21 protein-coding genes are annotated in these 24804 nt (G+C 48.5%); 10 read left to right on the top strand and 11 right to left on the bottom strand.

The features are described 5' to 3' along the window. Positions 1 to 158: 158 nt before the first annotated feature. Both recQ and KGF65_RS05590 read left to right on the top strand, forming a co-directional pair. A complete protein-coding gene (gene recQ / locus KGF65_RS05595; protein WP_216748191.1) occupies positions 159 to 1976 on the top strand; it encodes a DNA helicase RecQ in 1818 nt (605 codons plus the stop codon). A 38-nt stretch (positions 1977 to 2014) separates the two neighbouring features. Continuing rightward, positions 2015 to 2893 carry an RluA family pseudouridine synthase gene (locus KGF65_RS05590; RefSeq protein ID WP_101873908.1) on the top strand — a complete coding sequence of 293 codons (879 nt, stop codon included), beginning with the start codon at positions 2015 to 2017 and terminating at the stop codon, positions 2891 to 2893. Between the two features lie 167 nt (positions 2894 to 3060). Here KGF65_RS05590 and KGF65_RS05585 read toward each other — a convergent pair whose 3' ends face one another. Further along, positions 3061 to 3387 (bottom strand): metalloregulator ArsR/SmtB family transcription factor, encoded by a 327-nt coding sequence (locus KGF65_RS05585; RefSeq protein ID WP_050339017.1) that lies wholly within the window; start codon positions 3385 to 3387, stop codon positions 3061 to 3063. A 353-nt stretch (positions 3388 to 3740) separates the two neighbouring features. Between KGF65_RS05585 and KGF65_RS05580 the strand changes: the two genes are divergently transcribed. From KGF65_RS05580 to KGF65_RS05555, 6 genes are all read left to right on the top strand, one after another. Further along, on the top strand, positions 3741 to 4505 hold the full coding sequence (locus tag KGF65_RS05580; RefSeq protein WP_101873907.1) for a flavodoxin family protein: 765 nt from the start codon (positions 3741 to 3743) through the stop codon (positions 4503 to 4505). 372 nt (positions 4506 to 4877) lie between these two features. Then, positions 4878 to 5888, top strand: a complete 1011-nt coding sequence (locus KGF65_RS05575; protein ID WP_088769896.1) for a hypothetical protein — start codon at positions 4878 to 4880, stop codon at positions 5886 to 5888. Between the two features lie 151 nt (positions 5889 to 6039). Further along, positions 6040 to 7182: a YibE/F family protein gene (locus KGF65_RS05570; protein ID WP_101873906.1), complete on the top strand. Its 1143-nt coding sequence runs from the start codon at positions 6040 to 6042 to the stop codon at positions 7180 to 7182. Then, positions 7179 to 7943, top strand: coding sequence for a YibE/F family protein (locus tag KGF65_RS05565; RefSeq protein ID WP_050339013.1), 765 nt, complete (start codon positions 7179 to 7181; stop codon positions 7941 to 7943). Before KGF65_RS05570 ends, KGF65_RS05565 begins: the two co-directional genes overlap by 4 nt. A 53-nt stretch (positions 7944 to 7996) precedes the next feature. Continuing rightward, positions 7997 to 8560 carry a GNAT family N-acetyltransferase gene (locus KGF65_RS05560; protein WP_101873905.1) on the top strand — a complete coding sequence of 188 codons (564 nt, stop codon included), beginning with the start codon at positions 7997 to 7999 and terminating at the stop codon, positions 8558 to 8560. A gap of 133 nt (positions 8561 to 8693) precedes the next feature. Next, entirely contained in the window at positions 8694 to 9362 is a 669-nt protein-coding gene (locus tag KGF65_RS05555; RefSeq protein ID WP_216748192.1) for a histidine phosphatase family protein, read from the top strand. A 225-nt stretch (positions 9363 to 9587) separates the two neighbouring features. Here KGF65_RS05555 and KGF65_RS05550 read toward each other — a convergent pair whose 3' ends face one another. The 8 genes from KGF65_RS05550 to KGF65_RS05515 form a co-directional block, all read right to left on the bottom strand. Beyond that, complete coding sequence (locus KGF65_RS05550) at positions 9588 to 9887, bottom strand: bacteriocin immunity protein (RefSeq protein ID WP_101873904.1); 300 nt, start codon at positions 9885 to 9887, stop codon at positions 9588 to 9590. A 185-nt stretch (positions 9888 to 10072) separates the two neighbouring features. Next, the gene (locus tag KGF65_RS05545) at positions 10073 to 11089 is read right to left on the bottom strand and encodes an alpha/beta hydrolase (RefSeq protein WP_216748193.1); all 1017 of its coding nucleotides are present in this window, start codon (positions 11087 to 11089) and stop codon (positions 10073 to 10075) included. Continuing rightward, positions 11073 to 12470, bottom strand: a complete 1398-nt coding sequence (locus KGF65_RS05540) for an MFS transporter (RefSeq protein ID WP_050339002.1) — start codon at positions 12468 to 12470, stop codon at positions 11073 to 11075. The genes KGF65_RS05545 and KGF65_RS05540 overlap by 17 nt, the downstream gene beginning before the upstream one ends. 500 nt (positions 12471 to 12970) lie before the next feature. Further along, positions 12971 to 14452 (bottom strand): UDP-N-acetylmuramoyl-L-alanyl-D-glutamate--2,6-diaminopimelate ligase, encoded by a 1482-nt coding sequence (locus KGF65_RS05535; RefSeq protein WP_101873902.1) that lies wholly within the window; start codon positions 14450 to 14452, stop codon positions 12971 to 12973. A gap of 397 nt (positions 14453 to 14849) precedes the next feature. Next, the gene (gene dapG / locus KGF65_RS05530; protein ID WP_101873901.1) at positions 14850 to 16052 is read right to left on the bottom strand and encodes an aspartate kinase; all 1203 of its coding nucleotides are present in this window, start codon (positions 16050 to 16052) and stop codon (positions 14850 to 14852) included. Positions 16053 to 16056: 4 nt separating this feature from the next. Then, positions 16057 to 17958 (bottom strand): asparagine synthase (glutamine-hydrolyzing), encoded by a 1902-nt coding sequence (gene asnB, locus KGF65_RS05525; RefSeq protein WP_050338999.1) that lies wholly within the window; start codon positions 17956 to 17958, stop codon positions 16057 to 16059. A 327-nt stretch (positions 17959 to 18285) separates the two neighbouring features. Beyond that, positions 18286 to 18612: an AzlD domain-containing protein gene (locus KGF65_RS05520; RefSeq protein WP_216748194.1), complete on the bottom strand. Its 327-nt coding sequence runs from the start codon at positions 18610 to 18612 to the stop codon at positions 18286 to 18288. Beyond that, on the bottom strand, positions 18605 to 19309 hold the full coding sequence (locus KGF65_RS05515; protein ID WP_050338997.1) for an AzlC family ABC transporter permease: 705 nt from the start codon (positions 19307 to 19309) through the stop codon (positions 18605 to 18607). The genes KGF65_RS05520 and KGF65_RS05515 overlap by 8 nt, the downstream gene beginning before the upstream one ends. Before the next feature lie 458 nt (positions 19310 to 19767). Between KGF65_RS05515 and KGF65_RS05510 the strand changes: the two genes are divergently transcribed. Then, positions 19768 to 19986 carry a helix-turn-helix domain-containing protein gene (locus KGF65_RS05510; protein WP_021337934.1) on the top strand — a complete coding sequence of 73 codons (219 nt, stop codon included), beginning with the start codon at positions 19768 to 19770 and terminating at the stop codon, positions 19984 to 19986. A 267-nt stretch (positions 19987 to 20253) separates the two neighbouring features. Then, a complete protein-coding gene (locus KGF65_RS05505) occupies positions 20254 to 21420 on the top strand; it encodes a hypothetical protein (RefSeq protein WP_213472060.1) in 1167 nt (388 codons plus the stop codon). A gap of 1088 nt (positions 21421 to 22508) precedes the next feature. Here the strand turns inward: KGF65_RS05505 and KGF65_RS05500 are convergent. Both KGF65_RS05500 and KGF65_RS05495 read right to left on the bottom strand, forming a co-directional pair. After that, the gene (locus KGF65_RS05500; protein WP_216748195.1) at positions 22509 to 23231 is read right to left on the bottom strand and encodes a DUF4811 domain-containing protein; all 723 of its coding nucleotides are present in this window, start codon (positions 23229 to 23231) and stop codon (positions 22509 to 22511) included. Further along, complete coding sequence (locus KGF65_RS05495) at positions 23231 to 24712, bottom strand: MDR family MFS transporter (RefSeq protein WP_216748196.1); 1482 nt, start codon at positions 24710 to 24712, stop codon at positions 23231 to 23233. Before KGF65_RS05495 ends, KGF65_RS05500 begins: the two co-directional genes overlap by 1 nt. Between the last annotated feature and the right edge of the window lie 92 nt (positions 24713 to 24804).

The following is a 24804-nucleotide window of genomic DNA, read 5'->3' as shown; positions in this document are numbered from 1 at the left end:
ATCCGAACCTTTTCCAGTGGTGGGAGAGGTTTTTTTATTTCTTTTCGTGGATCTGGATGGTTTTGACGTATTTAGTTGGTAACGGGGCCGCTTCTTGTCATGGCATCCCATTCTCGGTAGAATGAAAGTATTAATTCCAAAAGGGAGGAGTACCTGCGATGATTGACTTAGCGGCGGCACAGCAAGTATTGAAGACAACGTTTGGGTATGATGAATTTCGTCCCGGGCAAAAAGCGGTCATTGAACAAGTGTTAGCTGGTGAAAACACGCTGGCCATCATGCCGACTGGTGGGGGTAAATCACTCTGTTATCAGATTCCGGCCTTACTATTTCAAGGCATCACGGTCGTCGTGTCACCTTTGATTTCCTTGATGAAGGACCAAGTTGACGCGTTAAATGACAACGGCATTGCCGCGACGTTTATCAATAGCTCACTTGATTTTCAAGCCATCAATGAGCGGCTACAAGAACTGCGCGCTGGTGACTATACTTTGCTTTACGTCGCACCAGAACGGTTGGACTCGGAATACTTCATTCAGGCGCTCGGGCGGCTACCGATTCAACTATTGGCAATCGACGAAGCCCACTGTATTTCCCAATGGGGACACGATTTTCGGCCGAGTTACTTAGCGTTGAGTACGGCGATCGAGCAGTTGCCGACTCATCCGCAAGTGCTCGCACTGACCGCAACTGCGACCGAACAAGTTGCGGCTGACATCTGCGGTCGGTTAGCCATTGATCCGCAACATGAGGTCAATACCGGGTTTGCGCGTGATAATCTCGATTTGACCGTGGTCAAGGATCAGGATACGGACCGCTATATCCTGGATTATTTAAAGGTGAACCATGGGGAAGCCGGCATCATCTACGCCAGCACCCGCAAGGAAGTCATGCGACTCACGAGCCTGCTCCAAAAACACCGCATCAATGCGACCCCTTATCATGCTGGGTTGGACCCTGAAGTCCGGCGGCATAATCAGGAAGATTTCTTATATGACCGTGTCGACGTGATGGTTGCGACCAACGCATTTGGGATGGGCATCGACAAAAGTAACGTTCGGTTCGTGATTCACGCGCAGGTGCCTGGAACGCTGGAGGCTTACTATCAAGAGGCTGGGCGTGCTGGACGGGATGGCCTGCCGAGTGAGGCAATTTTATTGTTTCGGCCCAACGACATTCAGCTGCAACATTACTTTATCGACGAATCAGAAATGGACACGGAACACCGCCATTTGGCCTATCGCAAGCTCCAAGTGATGACGCGTTATGCGAATACGCAGGGCTGTCTGCAGCAGTTTATTTTGAAATATTTCGGTGAAGACTCGGAACCGTGCGGGCGTTGTAGCAATTGTACGGATAAACGGGAAGCTAAAGACATCACGACGGCAGCCCAACAAGTCCTGTCGTGTGTCGTGCGACTGCACTCGCGATTCGGTAAAGGCGTCGTGGCGCAAGTCTTGACGGGTGCCAATAATCAGCGTATCCGCGAATCGCATCTTGAAGGCCTGTCAACGTACGGTTTAATGTCCGGTCAGCGCCAAAAAGCCGTCGTTGAACTGATCGACTTTTTGACTGCTAGCGGGTATTTACAAGCGGTTGGCGGGCAATATTTGACGTTAACGGTGACGGCGAGTGGCGTCGACGTGCTAAAAGGTAACACGACGGTCCACCGGAAAACGGCGCAAACCGTTCAACAGACGGTTCCTGAAAACAGTGCGTTGTTCGAACAGTTGCGGACATTGCGGCGACAATTGGCAGAAGAACAGGGCGTTCCACCGTTCGTGATTTTCTCTGACAAAACGCTGCATTCGATGTGTGAAGTCATGCCAGAAGATGATCAGGCCTTTCTCACCGTCAAAGGGGTCGGTGCTAGCAAGCTTGAAAAATATGGTGAGACCTTTATGGCGACGATTCGTGCAGCAGCGCACGCTGAAGCGGCAACAGAAACGAAAGCTGAAGCACCTGCGACGGACTAACGGTTGGCGTGTAATTTGAAGAGAAGGGTGACATAACGATGCAATTTACTTGGACCCACCACGGGGAACCACTAGCGATGAAGCGTTTTTTGACGCAGCATGGCATCAGTATGCGGACCATTAAAGCCATCAAACACGGCGCAGGCGATTTTTTGGTCAACGACCAGGCCAAAACGGGTGTTATCACCATTAATACCGGCGATGTCGCTGGTATCCGGTTACCGGATGAGGCCGCGGATGAAACGGTCGCTGTCAGCCATCAACCGCTCCAAGTCCAATATGAGGACGCCAATTGGTTGGTGGTCGACAAACCTGCTGGACTAACGAGTGTGCCGGGCCCCAGCAATCGGGAGGATACCTTGGTCAATCGCATCAAGGGTTATTTGGTTGCGACCCAGGCACCTAATCAACGCCCCCATCTGATCACGCGCTTGGACCGCGACACGAGTGGGTTAGTTTTGGTGGCCAAGCATCACGTGGCACAGGGGATTTTAACTGACCCCAAGTTGGCTGACCAATTAGTCAAAACTTATTTGGCCTGGATTGAAGGCACTTTAACGCCAGCCAGTGGGACGATCGACCAACCGATTGGCCGACTAGATGATAGTCCGAGACGTGGCGTCACGGCGAGTGGACAGCGGGCCATCACGACCTATCAAGTTGAGACTGCGACGTTAGCGCACGCCGTTAGCCGGGTTCGACTCCAGTTGGTGACGGGGCGGACGCATCAGATTCGCGTACACTTGTCGGCGCTCGGACATCCCTTGCTCGGCGACGCTCTGTATGACGGTAATCAGACCTGGATCAAGCGCCAGGCGCTGCATGCGGCCAGTTTGCAATTTTATGACCCGTTTGCCGAACAGACCCGGCGGTTCGAGGCACCATTACCGGCAGACTTGCAAGCGTTGAACAAATAATGAGCTGTGTTTAATCACGGTCGATGGCGACTGCAGTAAGTGTGGTAACGACTTAATGAATATAAAAATCGGGTTCGGTCAAGCTAAGCTGACTGACCCGGACTAAAAAAGGCCTGCACACCTAGGTAAATTCCTAGTGTGCAGGTCTTTTTTAGTAGATGGCGCCTTTAAGCATTTCCCAGTGTGGCATTGTCCGCTGTTAACGTGGCAATGGTCGACTGCAACTGCTGCAATGGCGCAGTTAAGGTCAGAAAATAGATGTGTTCGACCCCGTTACTCCGCATATCGATCACGCCGGCTTCACGCATCAAACGCAAGTGGTGTGACACGGCTGGCCGCGAAATATTGACCAGGGCAGTAATATCCGTCACGTTGAGTCCGTTATCACTGTTCCCCAATGCAATGATAATTTGACGCCGAATCTTTTCGGCAAAAATATTGATTAATGTGGCACTTTCAGTGAGTGCCGTTTCGGATTGTTGAAAATTAGCCATGGTGACTGCGTCCTTTCAAATTCAATTTACACTTAAGAGCCAATTTCCCCCATCGGCAGTACGCTAAAATAGGTGTTAAGTGTTGGTGTGACAACTTTAATCGTGGGCGATTTGCCCGGCCTTGGAAAATACAAGACATTGAAAGCCTACAAGTTGTCAGGTAGACTAGGTATTATTTGCACGTTCGTACTTATGTATAATTAAAGCAAGTCATTAATCGATTGTCAAACCTTTTTGTTAAAAGTGAATACGATTAGCGGGTTTAATGATTATTGTTCGTTTGATAACCATATTTTTATGTTGAAATGCGTTAAAATATAAGTATATTTGATATTCAAAAAGGAGTGGTTGTGGTGAAAGTTATTGGAATATTGGGCGCTCATCGATCAGATGGGGTGACTGCTCAATTATTGAAAGCGGTGTTAAAGGGGGCATCGGCCAGTGCTGAGACCGAACTTGTCGACCTCAATGACTACCAATTACGCCCAGATTATGATAACCAATCAAATCCAAGTTTGGACAAATTGGAAGCTAAACTGCTAGCCGCAGACGTCTGGGTCCTGGCAGCACCAACTTATCTGGGCAGCTTATCCGGGGTCATGAAGAATTTTTGTGACTGCTTTCGGGGACGAATCGCGCGGTTTAACTCGGTTGGTGATGCCGTGCCAGACCGGTTTAAGAACAAGCACTATGTGACGATTACGGACTGCTACGCGGGTGGCATTGAAAATTATCTCACCGGTGTTACCGATGCGGCGTTTAAGACGCTCGATAAGTTTTTAACAATGGGTGGCTTAATTAAACTACGCGAAATTGTGGTGACGAATACTTGGGGCATGCAGACGATTAGTGCCGCTAAGCAAGCCGAATGTGAACGAGTGGGCGCACGCGCTGCGCATAAGAAGGAAAGGGATGACAGTACAGTGAAACGTTATATTCAATTATTCTTTATGATTGCCGTCATGGCATTACTGACAATGGGGATTGAGGCTGGGATTCAGCAATTTATTCCGTTGAATAACTTCTGGGCGTACTACGGCGTCTTTGTCGTCGTCTTCTACGTTTTATTAGCGATGATTCTGCACTTCTTTACGGTCGTTAAACATCGGCGGCGTTAGACAAAAGTCAGATTGTTACTTGGACTGGTGCAGTTCACGATTCACTGTCATTATTTATCGACATAAATAAAATTATCATAGCTTCACTGAACAAGCGACTCCGGGCGTTATCATCGTCTGGCAGTCGCTTGTTTTGCTATAATGAGAACACTTATCGTCTGATTTGGCGCCTGGAAAGCTAGTATCTCAATTGCGGAACAACGCGTATAATTGAAATTGGTATTATGGTCAAATTAGGAGCAGACTCGCCAGCAATCAATGGTCAGCCGCCGACACGATGACGTTGCGGCAGGCATCATGGCCAGCTAATGATTGCTGAATCAAACGAGTACGCCACATATAAATTTAGAAATATTTACGAGGAGGTAACCTATGCAAGCAGTGGGACAATTTATTGAAACGGTCGGATGGCTCGGACTGGCGTTGATCGCCAGTGAGTTTGGTGCTACCTTGATTTATTGGCTCGGCCAGTGGATTGGGTTTCGCCTGATTGGGGCGCGAATCGTACGTATCGCGGGCTTTCGACTGCAACTCAGTCATTTTCAAGGCCATTGGAAGCTGGAACGCCCCTTAACGCGCCATCCGCACCTAGTGGCGATGCCGCCAGCGGATGCCAAACGCTTCAATCACGCGATTTACTGTTTTAGCGGTGGCTTATTGAACTTATTAACGGTCATGTTGAGCTTGATTACCCTGAACCAATTCAAGTTTAGCTTCGACTTATGGTTGTTTGCCTTTATCATCTGGATCTGGGTCAATACGTTGAAGGCCGCTCAACTACTGCCAATGAACTTGCACGGCTATCCGACGGCAGGTCAGGAGTTTCGGCAGGCGCGTGCGTCAACCGCTGCGATGACGGCGGCCTATGTGACTGCGGTCGCAGCAGCCATCAAAGTGCAGACGGGGAGTGTGCGTGATTTGGATGCCAGTATGATCGTGATGCCCAGAGACGGCGGCAATCGTAACTATTTGGTCGTCCGTCAAGCTTGGCTGATTTTGGCATGGGGCGTTCAACATGGTCTCGACACCCCTGAATTATTGGCAGGATTGGCGCGGCTGGAGCCGAGTTTTAACACGTTGCCACCGGCTGATTTAGCGCGGTACTTAGATGCGACGTTGTATTGGAATTTACTCACGAATCATCGTGAACCACAAATTATTGCCTGGTATCAGGACGATGGCGTCCAACAGATTTTACGTCGTCATCAGCCGTTAGCACACTATAAATTAACTGCCGTGTACGAATGGCGCGTCCACCAACAGCCAGCAGCGGCGTTGACACTGATTGAAAAGGGTCTCAAACTAGCGCAACGTCTGCACGATGAAGACGAAGTGGCGTTGCTCAAAGCGCTCCGAGTCCAAGTCGAGGCGCAAGCAGACTGAAAGCCGATTTTAACGGTGATGACGCTTGCTAAAGCCAGATTTGGGATGAACTCCAGGCAGTCCCAGTTGTCGGTTGACTTTACCAGGTAGAAGCTTAGGTTCTGGTAAAGATTGCGATTCAAAGCGGTCCGTCAACTAGGCGCGTGCTATACTGAGAACCATTGAAGTGAAAAAAGGTGAAAATGTGAAACAGCGAATCAAACAGCGATGGGGTTGGTGGTTGACGCTCGTGGTGATTGTCCTCGGATTGATTGGAGTGGGGCTGACCCGCGTCAACGCCGGACTTTATCATCAGACGATCGCGCAGGTCACTCATGTTCAGACCACCGACCGCAGTACGACGACAGATGAGTTTGAGAATAAGGATAAGACGCTGGTCCAAATGGTAACAGTTCGCGTCCTCAACAAAGCGCACCGGGGTCGGACTTATCGCATCAAGAATACTTACACGCGGTCTGGCGCGATGGATCAACCCTACCGTGTCGGCGACCAAGTCTTCTTGCGTATTCCTAGTAGTCAGCACAATGCAGTCACGATTCAGGGGCTCAAACGTGATACCGCGCTCGCATTCGTGGCGTGGTTAGCGCTTGCGTTACTGTTATTGATCATGCGTTTCAGTGGGCTGATGGCGTTTTTAAGCGTGGCACTAAACGCCGTTTTATTTTATGCGGCGATTCAAATCGACCTCGCAACTAACGGGGGTCACATTTACTTGCTATTCGGGGTGTTAGCGGTGCTGTTTGCCGTTCTGACACTGTGGCTGGTCTTGGGGTTCAGCCGCCAGATGGTCGTGACGTTGGGGGCGACCATGGCCGGGACCGGGTTAGCTGTGATTATCAGTCTGATTGTCTTTGCGGTGACCCATGAACGTGGGGTGACCTACGAATCGATGCAATATGTGACCCAGGTCCCGCGGCCGCTCTTTTTGGTGGAAACGGTTCTGGGCTCGCTGGGAGCCGTCATGGACGAATCCACGGATATTGTGGCGTCACTCTTTCAGCTGAAGACGGAACGACCAGATATTGCCCCACGACAAGTCTTTAAGTCGGGCATTCAGATTGGCCGCTCAATTATGGGACCACTGATTAATGTGCTCTTTCTGATTTTTATGGCCGATACGTTTGCGATGACCTTATTGTACTTGCGCAACGGCAATAGCTGGGGTTACACCTTCACGATGAACATGTCGCTCGGGATGGTTCAAAGCCTGATTTCAGGAATTGGGATCGTCCTCGCGATTCCGGTCGCCAGTTGGTTGGCGAGTCGGTTGATGCCTAAGGAGGTGGTCGCATGAACACGATTACCGTGCTTGGGTTGATTCTATTCGGACTGATGACGTTGATTGGCGGCAAGACTGGTGCGACCGCCTTTCTAAGCTTACTATTTAACTTTGGCTTACTATTTTTGGCCGTCGTATTGATCTCGTGGGGCTTTCCCGCGATGGGGGTCTCACTCGTGATTGGGACGATTATTTTAGCCTTCACGATTTTCTTCGGTGAGGCAAATGAGGTTGCGGCCAAACCGGCTTATATGGCGGCGTTGATCGTCATGGTGATTTTAGTCCTGATTATTTTTCCGGTCGAAAATTGGATTATGGCCCAAGGATTTAGTCTGGAAGACAGTGAGGACCTGGAAGGTATGTCGTTGGCAATCGGGGTCTCGTTTATTGGCGTCGCAGTCACCGAAGCGATTTTGAGTACGTTGGGTGCGATTGCGGAGGCGGCTATTGCGATTGCGGCGGGGCTGAGTGAAATTTTAGCACAGCATCCACAGCTACCGACCAAACGGCTCTACATTGATGGTATCAGTATTGGTAAGCAGATTATCGGGACGACGTTTAATACGCTTTTCTTTGGCTTCTTTGGTGGCTTTCTAGCCCTGTTTATTTGGTTCTCGGGGTTACACTACTCATTTGGCAGTGTCATCAATAATAAAATATTTGTCGCCGAAGTCCTGATGGTTTTATTTTCACTGATTGGCGTCATCCTGGTTGTGCCCGTTACGACGTGGGTGATGACGGTTCAGCATCGGCAGCAGGCTAAACATAACGATTGACGCTTGCCAGTAGATTTGCTAGGGTTAAGAAAACAAGTGGGAGCGTTGTTCTTATGGAAATTCGAATTGCGACACCGCAAGACGCGGGGCAGATTGCACCGTTGATTGCGATGATTTATCGAGATATGGAGATGCCAGTGCTCAAACGGGTCAGTGATGCTGATTTAAATGCGATGTTGACGACGTTGTACCAGCAGTCTGCCAACTTGGACGGGTTAGCACAGACGTTTGTGGCTGTGATTGATGATCAAGTCGTGGGCGTGGCCTTTGGGCATCTCGCACAAAATGAAGTGGCCGTTAATGACTTGTTGCGGCAGACATCTGGTCAGCACGCTGGTTTTGAAGCGCCCTTGGAACTAGGCGGGGAGACGCGACCGGGCGAATGGTACCTGAGCATGTTAGCGGTTGACCCTAAAGCTCAGGGACACGGCGTTGGCAGTGCATTGTTGGACGCACTCCCACAATTAGTGGGTGAGCTGGGGGCGCACAAGCTGAGTCTGAATGTTGATGATGGTAATCCGCGGGCGGCAAAGTTATACCACCGCTACGGGTTTACGGCGGATGGGCAGCTCATGATTGGCACTCATCCGTATCAGCACCTAGTAAAATCACTATAAAAATGACTAAAACCGTGGTTGTTAGTTATCGACCACGGTATTTTTTTGACCTGATTAGGCCCAGCATTCTTTGAATATTTGAGGTCAGACGGTTAAACTTAGATTATGAGCAAATTAGGAAGGTGAACGTGTCATGCAGATTTATTTTATTCGTCACGGCCGAACGCAGTATAACTTGGAACACCGGTTTCAAGGCGGCCGGGCGGACTCGCCACTGGTCGAAAGTGGTATTGCCGGCGCTAAAGCAGCGGGGACTTATCTACAAAACGTTGAATTTTCAGCCGTGTATAGCAGTCCGCAACAACGGGCGTTGGATACGGCCAAATACATCGTCGCGGCCAATCATTGGCAACCTGAGATCCAGGTCGACGACGGTCTTCGTGAGTTCGATTTTGGTGATTGGGATGGCTTGAAAGAAGACGAGGTTCAGCCACAATCTTACGCACCAATGATTTTCACGAATCCCGCCGAGTATCAGCCCGAATTAGCAGGTGGTGGTGAGGACTATGCGACATTTGTGTCCCGAATCACAGGCACAATCCATCGACTAGTCGATCAGGTCGGTGTGTCTAACGCCAAGCCACTATTGGTCGTTTCACACGGACTGGTCACCACGATGACAGTCAAGGCGTTGATGGGCGTGCCGTTGGCCAAATTACGAGCACCGTTTATCATCAATGGTCAGGAGATGAAAACGGTCGGCCATGGTATCGTCGATAATGACAGTCTGACGGTATTATCAACCCCTGATAACCGCCAGTTTGAATTGACCCGTTGGAATGAGACGACGTATTTGGAATAGGGTGGCAAGTATAAAGGAGATAGTATCGGGTACTAAAATACTTGAATATTTTAGTATTGGCAGATGAAGCGACTTTTTCTCAATTGTTCGGAACATTCAATTAGCCACCGAGCCACTGAATTAGATTCCAGCCCCATCCAGCTGGCGCCACAAAAAGGACGTTGCCACAATTGACAACGTCCTTTTTAATCTGCAATAAATTAATACCGTAACGGATGACGCAACTTACCACAAGCCACTAAGGATACTAGCAGCGGCGACACCCCAATAATATTCGGAAGTCCGAGCCGTCTGTTGGTAGAGCGTACTGATCGCAGCGAGTGGCTGTTGCATGTGCTCACGAATCACACGGGCAGCCATACCGTTGACCTTGGTGGCGATTAATAAATAGTTGCCGTTCTTATCCAGCTCGATAGCATAGCGTAGCAGTTCCGCGCGCACCTGTTCATCTTGTTTTACTTCAGGATCATTGTAGGCCGTGTCGATTTGCGCCATCAGCCGTTGTGCTTTTTCATGGTTGTTCATGTGTGACGCCTCCCTCTGCGAGCAGTATAGCACAGTATTGCGGGTTCGGCGTCTGCCAGGCTGGACAACCTCACAAGTGTTTCAAATTATTGCGTGACAAAAAAACTAGCGCCGGCATCGTACCTGCCAGTCACTAGTTTTAATTGGTCATGCGGAGTGAAATCTGCTAAAAGTTCCTGAAAAATTTAAACGAGCGCTTTGGCCATCACATCCGCCACATCGCAGCTCTGCCAGTATTGATCAACGAGTGGCGCAAAGGCATGGTTCAAACCTTGATATTGAATGAAGGTCGTCGCGGTGTCTGCCGCGGCCAGCCGTTGCGCGTACGCCCATGCTTGCGGCCGGAAGGGGTCGAATTCACCGACTATAATCGTGGTTGGTGGCGTGAGCGTAAAGTTATCTTGACGTAGTGGTGAAATCAATGGTGAATGCGAGTCAAAGTTGTCTGGGACGTAATAAGCCGTCATGATGCTATCAAGTTGTCGGAAGAGGTCGTGATAGTTGGCTAAAATCGTCCGCTGTGAGTCGATAATTGGAAATGCGGCGAGGTCCCATAACGGTCCAGCGTGGTCAGCATTGGGCGCAGTGACCGGATACAGCAGCAGTTGCTGATTGATTCGATTGCTGCCCAGCTGCTGATTCAGATTGGTTGCCGCCATGATGACATTAGCGCCAGCCGAATCACCAGCCACGGTGATCATCGTTTCCGCATCGCGCTGTTCCAAGTACTGGAAGACGGCGAGGCCATCCAGAATTCCGGCGGGTGCGGGCGCTTCGGGTGCGAGACTGTAATCGACGTTTAATACCTCGCAGTGACTTTGCGCCGCGACCATTTTGAGCAACACGGTATTATTGCCTGGGACGCCGCCGTAGAAGGCACCACCGTGGAAATAAACGAGCACGTGATGACTCAACACATTTTGTGGGGTGAGCCATTCCACGCTAACCGTCCGATTTAACGCGGTGATGTTCCGATTTTTAACGGTGACCGCCTGTCCAACTGGATCAGCGATTGCGGGTGTTAAGCTCCCAGTGCGCAAGTCGTCCAGGTTGTTTTCCAATATCGCTGGTTTTTCAAACGCGGTCAGGGTTTTGAGCACTAGTGGATCGAATTGTTCGCCACTAACTTCATTATTGAATGGTTTGACGATTTTAGTCACGCCATTGACCGTGGTTTTGACTGAATTAATTGTTGGCATCATATTCAACTTCCTCCTTTTCAGTCGTCACCGTCGCGGATTCATCATTAGCTTGTAGCTGCTTTTCATCCAGCCGGTAGAATTGCATCATGAAGATCATGGCGGCTAGTAAGATGATTGGCATCCAAATGAAGGCCAGGTTGATAAAAGTGATCGTGCGGCCAGATTGAACGGCTGCTTTGGCGTTGAATTGGCCCCATGCCAGGAATTGACCGGCGAGGAAGCCACCGATCCCCATCCCGAGTTTGGCCCCAATCATTGGTACGGCGGACAAGAATCCGGTTTCATTTAAGCCCAGCACCTTTGTCGAATAGTCAACCGTATCGGACAGCATCGCGAAGACGATCGTAAAGGTAATCCCCATCGCGATCAAGAAGATAACAGAGCCGGCAATCAACAAGCTGACACTCTGCATCTTTTCGGCAACCGGTAAAAAGAGTTGCCCGACTACGCCCAAAATCAGCGAGAACTGCAAAACGTTGCGGTTCTTAAAGTGTTGTGAGAGAAATGGCACGGAGAGGTTCCCGATAACGGAGACGAACCCAATTCCGAGGAAGATGGGTGCCAGTTCTGGTTTGCCATAGACATACTTGATGAAGAAGATGGCGGAGTTCCCCCGGAGCATCCAGAAAGTTTGTAGTAAAATAAATGAACATGCCAGTAGGAGCCATGGTTTGTTGCGCGCGGCACCTTTCAAACTTTGCCAGATGGACAGTGATTCCGGCTTTTCACCCGTGTTGTTCGGATTCTCGGCACCGTTAGTTTCCTTAAGGTTGAAGAAAGCGAAGACGAAGAGGCCCATGATCACTAATCCTAAAATAACGGCCCATAAGGTGAACCCTTTGGACTGGTTGCCGTTACCAAGCATTTTAACCATTGGTAAGGTAATTGCCGCAACCGCGCTGGTCCCAATCGTCGTCATGACCATCCGGGCACTCGCAAGTTTCGTCCGTTCAACACTGTCATCCGTCAAACTAGGCAGAATCGACGTAATCGGGGTGTTAGCCCCTGAGTAAATCAAGCTAAAGAAGGTGTAAGTGATTGAAATGTAGACGAGCCGCATCGTGGTACTGCCACCAAACGATGGAATCATGAATAGCGACATCGCCAGTAAGCCTAATGGAATCCCGAACCAAACAAAGTATGGCCGTGACTGCCCATATTTAGTATGCGTATGGTCGATCAAGTAGCCATAAATCAAGGCATCAAAGGCGTCAATGAAACGAACTACGAAGAACAACGTCCCCGCAAACGCCGCAGAAATGCCCGCAACCGTCGTATAGTAGAATAGTAAGTAAGTGCTGACCATTTGCCAGATAATATTTCCGGCCATATCTGTGGAACCGTATGCAATTCGCCGTTTCCAAGTTTGAAAAATCGACATAATAATCCCCCCAAACTGTTTTAAACCCCAACAAACAAATTAAACCTAAACCGACAAAGAAGCTTGTGCATTGAAATGATAACACACATTTGTAATGATAATTAACCCCTTTTATCATCACAATTATATTTCCCAATTAGGTTAATTGTCAAAGAAAGGTGATGGTTTGACCAGTCAATAACCGAAGCGAGTGCAATGCGGATTCTGGACCGTTTTTTAGGGGGAGGGAGGCTTGGGTTCGGGACAAAAGCAGCCAGTAGAGGTGTTCGCTTAAAGCAGATGAGTTAGCGTCAGTCAGCAGTGGTGAGCTGGCTCAGGCATCGATGACAATGCTGGAAGACGATGGGAACACCAATCCGCGTCTTAACTAGGAGCCGGCCACGTTGCCAGCCAGCCCTAAAAGTCGGACGAACACGCGCAGTTGATGACGAACGACATGCAAAAAGAGACACCATCAGAACTAACAATTCTGATGGTGTCTCTTTTAAATAATCATAGTTTTAGTCAATCGTTGGTTTCAATGCGAGGGCTTTAGCCGCTTCTTCACTGTCATCAAAGTGGTGCTTGGTCCGACCGATGATTTGGTAATCTTCGTGGCCCTTACCAGCGATTAAAACGACGTCGCCAGGTTGTGCAGCGTCAATCGCCTTGGCAATCGCTTCGTGGCGGTCTTCGTAGACGGGCACGTTTGCATCTGGAACGCCTGCGACCATGTCGTTGAGAATCATGGTTGGGTCTTCCGTTCGCGGATTATCTGAAGTGAAGATTGGCTTCGTGCTGTGTTCCACGGCAATTTTGGCCATCTTCGGTCGTTTGGTCTTATCACGGTCACCACCACAACCGACAACACAGTAGATATCCTTAGTCGCAAAGTCTTGAATCGTTTCAAGAGCGTTTAATAAACCATCCGGCGTGTGTGAGTAATCCACGATCACGCTGACGCCGGTGTGTGAAGGAACGGATTGGAAACGACCTTTCACACCAGTAACCTTTTCCAGTGACTTGATGATTTGGTCTTCCGGAATACCACTCGCATAGGCTGCGGCAAAGGCAGCCAGCATGTTGTAAACGTTGAACTGGCCAATCAACTGCATGGTGACGTGGGTCACATGACCGAACACGGAAAGGTCGAATTCAGTGCCGTGGCTCTTGATTTCGACGTTTTGGGCGTTGATCATGGCGTCGGGTTTGAGCCCGAACGTCAAAACGTGGGCAGCGGTATACTGTTCAAACTCCCGACCAACAGGGTCATCGGTATTTAATACGGCGACCTTGTTGGTGCCATCCGCGTTGTACTTGTTGCCAAGTTGGGCGAATAACATGGCTTTGGCTTCCGTGTATTTCGCCATCGTCTTGTGGAAATCCAAATGGTCCTGGGTCAAATTAGTGAAGACGGCGATGTCGTAATCGATGCCCCAGACCCGACCGAGGACCAGCGCGATTGAGGAAACTTCCATGGCGACCGTTTCAACGCCGGCATCGCGCATGGCGGCCAGGGTTCGTTGCGTCGTAATCGAATCGGGAGTCGTGTTGGCAGTCGGGAGCTTTTCATCTTTGATCTTTCGATACATCGTTCCAATCAGGCCGGTAGCTTGTTGTTGGTCGCGGTAAATCTGTTCAATCAAATGGGTGACGGTGGTCTTCCCGTTAGTCCCGGTCACACCAATCATCCGCATCTTTTGACTAGGTGCGCCGTAGAAGACGTCAGCTAAAATCGCCATCGCCCGTTCAGTGTTTTCGACGTAGATCACGGGCACGTCGACATCGAGTGGCTTAGAGGCGACAATGATTTTGGCCCCCTTTTCGATGGCTTGGCCGACCAAATCGTGGCCGTCAACGTGGTAGCCGACAACGGCGATGAACATTGCACCTGGCTGAACTTCGCGCGTATCCTGTGTCAGCATGGTCACGTCAAAATCCGTGGTTAGGGCGGGGCGAACCTGCTTAAATTTTAAACTATTAATTAATTGACTTGCTTGCATAGTATTAGCGTCCTTTTCAATAAAGTTACTGTTTCTAGAATACATGCAAATGCAGCAATTGTCACCCTAAATGAGGGCAGAAATCCATCCGAATGACTCGTAACTGGTGATAACTGAACGCAACATTAATCGGGTTTGACGGCTGGTTTCCGGAAATGAGAGTTCAAACAGCAGTTTCGTGAAATGTCGATTTAAACAGCGGTTTCAGAGAATGAAGTCCAAACTGGTGTAAATGAAATTAAACTTAAACGCTGAACAGTCCCACTGAATACACAACTGAAACTAGCGCAACAGATTGCCGACTGCAGAAGGTCAGCTTGGATTGACAGTAAACAAAAACGTCGCCACAAGAATTAATATTAATCCTTGTGGCGACGCCTGTTTATTCGAAACTTAGTTATTCAATCCCTAAGAATTCATCATGGAGTGCGTTCATCGCAGCTTTTAAATCGGCTTGCTTGACCAGCACCCAAATCGTGGTGTAACTATCCGTTGACTGCAAAATATCAATATGCTGAGCAGCCAGTGCCGTGACGATGCGTGCGGTCACACCGGGAGTCCCAGTGATTCCGGCACCGACAACTGAGACTTTCGCACAATCGGCGATCGCCTGGCAGTTCACGTGGGCATCCGTCAACAGCTTTTTCGCGACATCCGCATCACCGTTCACCAGGTTAAAGACGACTTGGTGGGTCGTGATGTTGATGAAGTCAACACTGAGGCCATGCTGGGCCATCAATTGAAAGATTTCACTAGAACTCAACGTGTCAGTTGGCACTGTGAATTGAGTCAGATTGGTCTGATGCGCAATGCCAGTGACGGTCCGATAGTGCTCGATTTGCGTCGTCGTCCGGTCAGTGACCAGGGTACCTAATTCATCAGGTTCCTGGTACGTCGAGCGAATCCGCATTGGCACGTGAGCCTGTTCGGCAATTTCAACGGCCCGCGGATGAATGACCTTGGCGCCTTCGTGAGCCATGTTGGCGAGTTCTTCGTAGCTGATCGCCTTGATGAACCGCGCATGTGTCACGAGCCGTGGATCAGCGGTCATCATCCCATTGACGTCGGTAAAAATGTCGACGCGTTTGGCCTTGAGGGCTGCCCCTAAGATGGCTGCGGACGTATCAGAACCCCCGCGACCAATTGTCGTAATGTGACCAGATTCAGTCGCACCTTGAAAACCAGTGACGACCACCACGTCAGCGTCAATAAACGCATCGGTGATTGGTTTTGGATCAACGCGCAAGATTTTGGCATTTTGAAAATCATCATTGGTGACAATGCCGGCATCTTGACCCGTCATCGCCGTCACGTTCAAGCCTTGTTTGCGGGCGAGTTCCGTGAAAACGGCCGTTGAGATCGTTTCACCAACGGAGACTAACATATCCAACTCCCGATTCGTCAGGCGGGAATGTTCAGCCCCAACTAATCCTAAGAGTGAATCGGTTGCGTATGGCGCGCCTTTACGGCCAATCGCGGAGACGACGACGATGACTTTATCGCCTTGGTCGACCGCGTATTGAACGTGCTTGAGGGCTTGCAGACGAGCGGCCTCATCCTTGACGGAAGTGCCACCAAATTTTTGAACAATAATTTCCATTGGACTAAAACTCCTCGACTTTTTCGGCCACTGCATTGGCTTCAGGACTATCCATCAAATGGTCGGATTCCACGTATAACTTGTGCCACATCATGAAGGTCAAGACGGTCCAAAGTTTCCGTGAGTTATCGCGAACACCGGCACGATGGTCATCCAAGAGCTTCAAGAAGTAGTCCTTGTTGAAGTATTGGTCCGTCTGCGAGTCGGTGATGATTTGCTTAGCCCAATCGTACATTTCATCTTTGAGCCAGAACCGAATTGGCACTGGGAACCCAAGCTTCTTACGGTGCAAAACGTGGGCTGGCACGATGTCTTCAACGGCTTTACGCAAGATATACTTGGTCGTACCGTGACTGATACGCAAATCAGCAGGAATTTCCGCAGCCAGGTTGTAGACTTCACGGTCAACAAATGGGGTCCGGAGTTCCAAACTGTGCGCCATCGTGGTCCGGTCCGCATTGTGTAACAAGTCACCGTTCAACCAAGTGTGCATATCGATGAATTGCATCCGACTGATTGGATCATAGTCGACCGATTCATCATAGAATGGTTGGGTGATGGACTGGAACGGATGGTTCTGATTGTAATTCTTGAAGAACTTTTGTTTTTCTTGTTCGCCAAAAATAAAGGCATTCCCAACGTAACGGTTTTCAAGTGGTGTGGTCCCACGCATTAAGAACGAACGACCGCGCATCCCTTCAGGCATCATCAATGCGATCTGCTTGAGAGCGCCGTTGATCGGTTTCGTATAACGGAATGGCTTCAATGATTCAGGTTCGTGATAGATCGTGTAACCACCGAAGAGTTCGTCCGCGCCTTCACCGGTCAAGCAAACTTTGACGTGTTTGACCGCTTCTTTGGCTAAGAAGTACTGCGGCACAGCGGCCGGGTCAGCCAACGGATCATCCATGCTCCAAACAAAGTGAGGGAAGGCCTTCATAAAGGCTTCTGGTGTGATCGTCATGCTGTAGTTCTTCACGTCTAGTTTTTCAGCCGTTTCTTGGGCGACGTCTAATTCGCTATAACCTTCACGTTCGAAACCGACAGAAATCGTTTCGAGATGCGGGTTAAAGTTCTTCGCAATCGCCACGATGATTGACGAGTCGATCCCACCAGAGAGGAAGGAGCCGACGGGCACATCGGAGCGCATGTGAATCTTGACTGAGTCGATCAAGGCGTCCTTGATTTTTTGAGCATAATCTTCTTCAGAACGTTGGACTGGGTGGAATTCCCGGTGGTAGTAACGTTCGATTCGAGGTGCTGAACCGAGTTGCTTCGTTAACGAGCAGCCAGGAGCCAACATTTTAATTTCTTTGGTTAAAGTTTCAGGTTCTGGAACGAACTGGAACGTCATGTAATCTTGCAAGGCATTCTCGTCAAACGTCTTGTCCTTCAAGATTTTGTAGATGGCTTTACTTTCAGAAGCATAGTAGAAGTCATCGCCACTGATGGCGTAGTAGAACGGTTTGATACCGAACTGGTCGCGGGCAGCAAATAACGTTTTTTCTTGCTTATCCCAGATAACGAATGCAAACATTCCCCGTAAGTACTTGGTAGCGTCGGCATGATATTTAGCGTACATCGCAAGAATAACTTCGGAGTCAGAACTCGTCTTGAATTCGTAGCCTTCTTGTTTGAGTTGTTCACGTAATTCAACGTAGTTATAAATTTCACCGTTAAATGTCATCCAGTAACGTTCATTATCATAAGATAAAGGTTGGTGACCACCGGCTAAGTCAATGATACTCAGGCGCCGAAACCCCATGGTAATGTTGTCGTCAGCAAAATAACCGTCATCATCGGGTCCCCGATGGACAATCATTTTAGTCATTTCGTGGATGGTTTGATCGTATGCAGCGTTATCCGCTTTGGTCCGATCTGTTAAGCAACCAGCAAAACCGCACATGTCTGTTCATCTCTCATTCTTTAAAATTTAGACAGTTCTCTTCAACTTGTGTACAGATGATTCGTTGTTAATTTACCCGTTTTAATGGCGAAAGTAAAGCAATCTGGCCAATTGTAACGGATTCTTACCAATGCTAAGGTCGGCAAAACTTGACAATCGCAAAGTACACTTTCACCATTATACTTGCTTTAATTCATAAGTTAAAGCGATGACGATGCAGTGAACGCTTTCATTCACTAAAATCTTAGTGTTTATCCAGATTAAGACCCGGTTAACCTAAAAATGCCACCACACCCCCAAAGGCTGTGATGGCATTAATTATGTTGATTAACCCCAACCGACGAAGCGTAGGGCGGCCATAGCGACGATGCCGGTAATGACGACTGCCAGCAAGCTTTTTGTCAGCACGCCCGCCAGCACGGCCGGAATCGATGCGTAAATATTAGGTAAGTTGAAGCCTGGCCAGTGTCCAGCGTGATAAACGAGTAGGCTTTCCACAAAAATGGCGGTCATAATGGCGACCGGAACAAAGGATAGAAAGTTGATCAACCAGTGGGGCACCGTCAGATTTTTAATGATGGCAAACGGGACGATCCGTGAGAGCCAGGTGACGAGGCCACAAAGTAAAATCATGATTAAAATGTAGCTACTCATCTTGACTCACCACCATTCCAAAGCCGCAACCGAGGAGGGTCGCAAAAATCAGGGCCAGATTACCAGGCATCCAGCGCATCAAAAAATACATCGCAAGTGCCACGAATAACACGACCCACAGCTGCGTCGGCAGTGATTTGCTGCGGTCGGTAATGATTTGTAAGTAAAGTAAGCCAATGAACATGCCGACAACGGCGAAGTCCAGCCCAAATTGGTCGGGGTCGCTGATCAGGTTGCCCAGCAAACACCCGACCACGGTGGCGGCAGCCCAGACCAAATAAGCGACTAGATTGGCGGCGTGCAACCAGTGCGGCTTAAGCTGTTGATCCGTCTGGTTGAGTTTGTTCATACTGAGTGCAAACGTCTCGTCAGTCAGGAGTGATCCAAGGCCGACGTTTTGCAATAAGGAATCTTTTTTGAAATACTGGGCGACCGACATACTCATCAGAATCATTCGCGAGTTGATTAAAAAAGTCGACAGGACAATGGCTGAGATAGGGCTGCCAGCGAGGAGCATGCTGACAATAATAAATTGCGCTGAACCGGCGTAGACAATCAGCGACATCAACAAAACCGCCCACACGGATAGGTGGCTGGTATTGGCGACGATTCCCATCGCAAGGCCGACGCCGATATAACCAAAGACGGTGGGGATGACGTCCTTGACGCCGGAACGAAAAGATAAACTAGAATCCATACACGTTGACCTCCAATTTTAATGATTAATTTGCTATTGATTTGCGCGCGGTCGGCTGCAATCCTATGTATCACCATGTGGCTAGTGGCATTCGACGCTGATTTTCGGGAAAGCGGCTAGTCGATCATTCAATTAGACTGTCCGAGTAACGTTAATTAGATTAGCGTGCGCGTCGGTTGTTAAACAGCCTGATAAGTTGGGCACTATGATGTAGCATGTTTAGCGAATAGCCAGTGGGGTCTGGTAATTACCCAGTTGCTGGTGGTCACGAGTCCTCACCAGGCCATGTCATCAGATGCAGGGACGGTTAAATTTCAGTGTACTATAGTTGGTGAAAATAATGAAGAAAATTATCACTAAAATTTAATTAATTGCCCATAAAACTTTTGCTTGCATTTATATAGTGGCGGGCGTAACATAATCACATTGATTTTTTGAAAGGACAAATGGTGGGAGAAATGACTCTGGAACAATTAGCAGCCCATAGTGGGGTCGCTGCTGATAAAATCATCGCCTACACCAAGGCCGGGTTATTACCTTGCAAAGATGTCAACGCGCATTTTAGTGCCGATGATGAATATTGGCTAGATATGGTCAATTGCTTCTTAGAAAATGGCTCATCCGTTGAGGATTTGAAAGATTTAATGCCACTTTGTGAACAGTGTGCAGCACAATAATGAACTCATGACAATCACGTCGAGGCTTGCTTGAATCGGTGTGATTGTTTTTTTATGGAAATTGAAATAGCTAGAAACGGCGGACGCATCAGCAATTGACGGGTCCGCCGTTGTTTTAGCTGCAGGTCTCATCCGCAGCAATGTTACTGGTTGATAAAATGCGGTTCAAATCGAATACAAATAAATTAATAATAGCTAGCAGGATCCAGTGACTAACGGTATACTTATTTGAGCATAATCATCAATCAAAAGGATAGTGAAGCAGGGATGAAAACGGGGAAGCACAAAGTCGCATTATTAATGCTGTTATGTTTGATGGTGGTCGGGTTGGCTGGCTGCCGTAATAAGGATTATTCACGGTCCATTGAGAATGGGCTAAACGCGGTCGCTGAGAATAAGTACCAAAAAGCGCTGACGTATTTTGATAACGCTTTAACGCAGAAGCCCAAAGACGCTCAGGCGCAGGCCTACCGCGATCAAACCCAGGCCTATTTGACGACCAAAGCTAAGTTGAAGTCGGGGGAGCTCAAGGCAGCGTTAACGACGGTTGATAAGGGGGTCAACATCGCAAACGGGGCCACTAGTTTGAAGACCAAGTTGAAACGGTTGAAAACGACCGTCACCAGTGATTATCAGGAATATCAACAATTATCGGATGATATTCAGGCTCAGTTAAAGGTCAAAAACGGCAAGTATTCAGCGGACGTGCTCAAACGCTGTGCAGCCATCAACTGGCATAAAAAGCCCTATTTGAAAGCGCTGAAGCCTAAGGTCAAGCAGTTATTAGCTGCCGCCAAGAAGGCCAAGACAAACTTGAAAGTTAGTGCGGCTGAAGCGAAGCGAGCGGCGGCATTGCGCCAAAAGATTGCCGCTGCCAAAAATAAGTGGGACATGGATTCGTTAGCCGACGTGCCAGACTGGTTCATTTTGGCACTCTTTGCAGACGATAGTGATGTCGATGATGCGGTCGACTGGTTGGATGACGAGTACGACGACAGTGATGCCGATTCGGATCCTGAGACGCAAACGAACGATTCCGATGACGACACGGATGATTCTGATGAAGATACTGCGGACACTGACGATGACGATACTGATTCAAATGAGGATTACGACAGTGACTCGGATACTTACAGTGATACCGATGATGATGCGTCAGACAGCGATGAAGATTCAAATGATGATTACGGAGACGACACTAGTGATTCCGAGTACGAGGATGATAGTGATGAAGAATCTGAAACTGACGATGATTACGCTAATGATGGCGCTGCGTCAGACGATGACGATTACGATTCCGACACTGAGTCTGATGATGACACTGATTATGAAGACGATGACGATGGTGATGACGACGAAGATTACGACGACGTCCAGGGCCTCATTAATCCAGTACCAGCTGAACCAGCAATAACGGACCAATCGTTTGCGTAAATCGTTTAATTATAGTAGTGAGTTTGAGACCAAACAATCATAGCCAATCTAAAAACGAGCACCTACGCTGGCCTGAAGTGACCAACGTTGGCGCTCGTTTTGTTAGTAGAATTGTAATCGTTCACTGAATCAGTGTTTATTTGGTACTGATTAGCGATTATCAGCTACCCTTTGTACGGAGTCGAAACAGACAAATTGTCAGAATGCCCATCAAGATGATGACCATGTTTCCTAATAGGCCGGCCGGGTATTGGACTTGTCTGAGAATAAAATAGGCTAGGAGACCCAAGCCTATTAGCCAACCAAAGCGGCGTAGCTGTCTAAAGATAAAACGATCAGCGTATTTTTTACCTGCGATATAAAGTGTGACATAGAATATGGTGGTCATCAGAAGCCAAAGCCACACTGGCGTTGAGTTGGGCACATAATCATTCCTTTGAGGCGATTAGTCTTAGCAGGCACGCGCATTGTATAAATGCCAGCTAGATTAAGCACCATGTCATTTTGATAGTGTGGTGCAGTAACTGCTTAGGTCCAGCCACTTGATGTGTCATCATCTTATCATTTGCGGATTCCAACAAAAACGGGTTTTCGGTAAACATTGTGTATTGTTTTGGAAAATAAGTATGAAGGTTTTGTAAATGCTCGTCATGGCACGCATGGTGTTAGTTGATTTGTCATGAATCATGATTAAAGCGTGCCATTTTTTAGGTTCAAGTGCTACCAGCTGAGAACCGCTGGAAACAAAGCGAGTTTGCGTAAAGCTGTCGTGTTGTTCGTCCTACACCGGCTTCCAGGCATTTCTGACAACGCTGGAACGCGATGGACACAGATTTAAGCCGAAAGCCCACGTCTTAAATACTGGTCTTCCACGTTAGCTGCAGTATGGATGAAACGTGTTCGGGCCAGACTGGGACTTCCGGTTAGCTACGCCAGAACGCCAAGCGGAAATTCACCGCTTAACGCTCTAGCTAGGCTAATCCTCAGTCCCAACCCGTCTGGAGCTCACACTCCCAAATCATTCGAGAGACAACAAAAGCCCCGGACTTACCGGGGCTTTTGTGTCGATATGCAACTATTAATGAACCTTATTTGCTAGCCTTGACCGTTTTAACCATGCTTTGGATTGCGTTGGCTCGGTACTGGGCAGCAGCGGCCTTTTGAACTTTGGCCAATTGGGCCTTAGTCATTGACGGGTTCTTAGCCATTGCGGCTTTGACTTGGTTAGCGACGTAGACTTTCGCACGTGCTTTTAAGGTCGCTTGTTGTTGCTTCATCAACTTGCTGAATTGCTTGGCTTGAGTGGTGCTTAAGACGACCCAGCTCTTGTTGATGTAGAAGTAATTGGTGCGCTTGATCAACTGTTTATCATTGTTGGCTAAGCCGAACCAGAACTTCATCGCGTTACTTTGATACGTCCACCGCGTGGTCTTAGTGACCAGTTTTGGTGTTGCGGTCGTCGTTTTGACTTGGTTAGCAGTTTTGACGCTCGCAGTCGTATGACTCACTTTTTTCTGGTTCGTGGTGTTCTTGTAAATGTAGACCCGGTGCTTATCGGCAGTCCCGACGCTTTGGTAGAGCAGTAAGTCTAATTGCTTACTACTACCAGCTGATTTCAAGGGCTTAGTGGTCGTCGTGGTCGTTTTGACCATCCCGTAGTGCTGACCGTCATTCAATGAAATGAAGAAGATCGAGCCTACGAGCAAAATTCCGAAAACGACCGATAAACTAATTCGCAAACTGGTTCGGTGAACGTAGATAAATGATAGGAAGAGCGCAACTGCGCTGGCAACGAGTAAGACGAGAATCATTAGTCGTTCACCTCCTTAGTGTTGTTCATGACTGGTTTAACGGAGTGTTGCTTGTTCTTCATGAAGAAGGCAACGATCAAACCAACGACTGAGAAGCCCACGGCAACCCAGAATGCGGCGTGGTAACCATTCAACGTAGCGTTGTAATAGCTATCTTGGTAGCCGAGTGGGTTACTCTTGATCAGGCTGTGCGTTGGTTTGGTGGCATCCGTCACGTTAGACAACACAGAAGTCAAAATGGCGGTCCCAATTGAACTAGCAATTTGACGGGTCGTGTTGTTAACGGCAGTCCCATGACCCATCAATTCGACAGGTAGGGCGTTCATCCCGGCAGTGGTTGATGGCATCATGACCATGGCGATCCCGAACATCCGCACGGCGTACAAGACCACGATATAAACGGTGGCCGTGTTCCGCGTAATGAAGGCGAATGGTAACGTCCCGATGGTTAATAGGAACATCCCTAAGATGGCCAAACGTTTGGCACCAAAACGGTCAAAGGCCCGGCCAGTAATTGGGCTCATAATCCCCATCATTAGGGCACCAGCTAAGAGTGACAGCCCGGATTCAAATGCTGAGAAGCCGTGAATGATTTGCAAGTAAAGCGGAATAACCATTTCGGCCCCAACCATCGCCATGTTGGCAACGGAACTTAAAACAGCGGCAATCGTAAATTCAGCGTGTTTGAAGACGCGTAATTGTAGGAATGGATTTTCCATCGTTAATTGACGCCAGATGAATCCAATAATAAAGATAACCCCGATGATCAAGGTTGAGAGGACGACTGTGGAAGTCCAACCGTTGTCACCAACGGATGAAAAACCATAGAGCAGGCTCCCAAACCCAATCGTCGATAAAACAAGTGAGGCAAAGTCTAATTTTGGTTTGGACGTTTCAAGCACGTTCGCCATGAAGAACAGGCCGGCAATCAAGACGATTGCCACGATTGGGACGATCAAACCGAATAAATCACGCCATGATAAGTTATCAATGACCCACCCAGACAACGTTGGGCCGATCGCTGGGGCTAAGCCGACAACGATTCCGGCAGTCCCCATGGCAGCACCACGCTTGCTAGCGGGGAAGATCGATAACATGATGGTTTGAAGTAACGGCATCGTGACCCCAACACCGACGGCTTGAATGAGACGTCCGGCAAGTAAAGTCCCGAAGTTAGGTGCGGTCCAGCAAATGATGGTTCCGATTTCGAAAATCCCCATCGCTGACAGGTAGAGCCACTTGGTAGAAATACGTGAACTCAACCAAGCACTAACGGGAATCATAATCCCGTTGACTAACATAAACCCGGTTGTTAACCATTGAACGGTCGACGTTGTAATATCAAAATCTTTCATCAACGTTGGGAAGGCAGTGGTTAAAATCGTTTGATTAAGGACGGTACAAAAGGTACCGACTAACAAAACTGCAATGAGCAAGCCACGATTATACGGCTTCCCATGCGTATCAACAGGAGTTGACAAGTAAATCCCTTCTCTCTAAAAAAGTACGTTGTCTAATATAATCGGATTTATTGCTTTTGTCAACAAACTTGACATTAATATTAAAAACCATA

Source organism: Lactiplantibacillus sp. 30.2.29 (genome assembly GCF_018991255.1).
Taxonomy (GTDB): Bacteria; Bacillota; Bacilli; order Lactobacillales; family Lactobacillaceae; genus Lactiplantibacillus; species Lactiplantibacillus pentosus.
The sequence above is the reverse complement of the archived record's forward strand: the minus strand, read 5'-3'. Positions and strand labels throughout refer to the sequence as shown.

What these genes read in the sequence shown, in the direction of transcription:
- recQ (WP_216748191.1), top strand. Translation starts at nt 159, where the DNA reads ATGATTGACTTAGCGGCGGCACAGCAAGTATTGAAGACAACGTTTGGG.
- KGF65_RS05590 (WP_101873908.1), top strand. Translation starts at nt 2,015, where the DNA reads ATGCAATTTACTTGGACCCACCACGGGGAACCACTAGCGATGAAGCGT.
- KGF65_RS05585 (WP_050339017.1), bottom strand. Translation starts at nt 3,387, where the DNA reads ATGGCTAATTTTCAACAATCCGAAACGGCACTCACTGAAAGTGCCACA.
- KGF65_RS05575 (WP_088769896.1), top strand. Translation starts at nt 4,878, where the DNA reads ATGCAAGCAGTGGGACAATTTATTGAAACGGTCGGATGGCTCGGACTG.
- KGF65_RS05565 (WP_050339013.1), top strand. Translation starts at nt 7,179, where the DNA reads ATGAACACGATTACCGTGCTTGGGTTGATTCTATTCGGACTGATGACG.
- KGF65_RS05560 (WP_101873905.1), top strand. Translation starts at nt 7,997, where the DNA reads ATGGAAATTCGAATTGCGACACCGCAAGACGCGGGGCAGATTGCACCG.
- KGF65_RS05555 (WP_216748192.1), top strand. Translation starts at nt 8,694, where the DNA reads ATGCAGATTTATTTTATTCGTCACGGCCGAACGCAGTATAACTTGGAA.
- KGF65_RS05550 (WP_101873904.1), bottom strand. Translation starts at nt 9,887, where the DNA reads ATGAACAACCATGAAAAAGCACAACGGCTGATGGCGCAAATCGACACG.
- KGF65_RS05545 (WP_216748193.1), bottom strand. Translation starts at nt 11,089, where the DNA reads ATGATGCCAACAATTAATTCAGTCAAAACCACGGTCAATGGCGTGACT.
- KGF65_RS05540 (WP_050339002.1), bottom strand. Translation starts at nt 12,470, where the DNA reads ATGTCGATTTTTCAAACTTGGAAACGGCGAATTGCATACGGTTCCACA.
- KGF65_RS05535 (WP_101873902.1), bottom strand. Translation starts at nt 14,452, where the DNA reads ATGCAAGCAAGTCAATTAATTAATAGTTTAAAATTTAAGCAGGTTCGC.
- dapG (WP_101873901.1), bottom strand. Translation starts at nt 16,052, where the DNA reads ATGGAAATTATTGTTCAAAAATTTGGTGGCACTTCCGTCAAGGATGAG.
- asnB (WP_050338999.1), bottom strand. Translation starts at nt 17,958, where the DNA reads ATGTGCGGTTTTGCTGGTTGCTTAACAGATCGGACCAAAGCGGATAAC.
- KGF65_RS05520 (WP_216748194.1), bottom strand. Translation starts at nt 18,612, where the DNA reads ATGAGTAGCTACATTTTAATCATGATTTTACTTTGTGGCCTCGTCACC.
- KGF65_RS05515 (WP_050338997.1), bottom strand. Translation starts at nt 19,309, where the DNA reads ATGGATTCTAGTTTATCTTTTCGTTCCGGCGTCAAGGACGTCATCCCC.
- KGF65_RS05510 (WP_021337934.1), top strand. Translation starts at nt 19,768, where the DNA reads ATGACTCTGGAACAATTAGCAGCCCATAGTGGGGTCGCTGCTGATAAA.
- KGF65_RS05505 (WP_213472060.1), top strand. Translation starts at nt 20,254, where the DNA reads ATGAAAACGGGGAAGCACAAAGTCGCATTATTAATGCTGTTATGTTTG.
- KGF65_RS05500 (WP_216748195.1), bottom strand. Translation starts at nt 23,231, where the DNA reads ATGATTCTCGTCTTACTCGTTGCCAGCGCAGTTGCGCTCTTCCTATCA.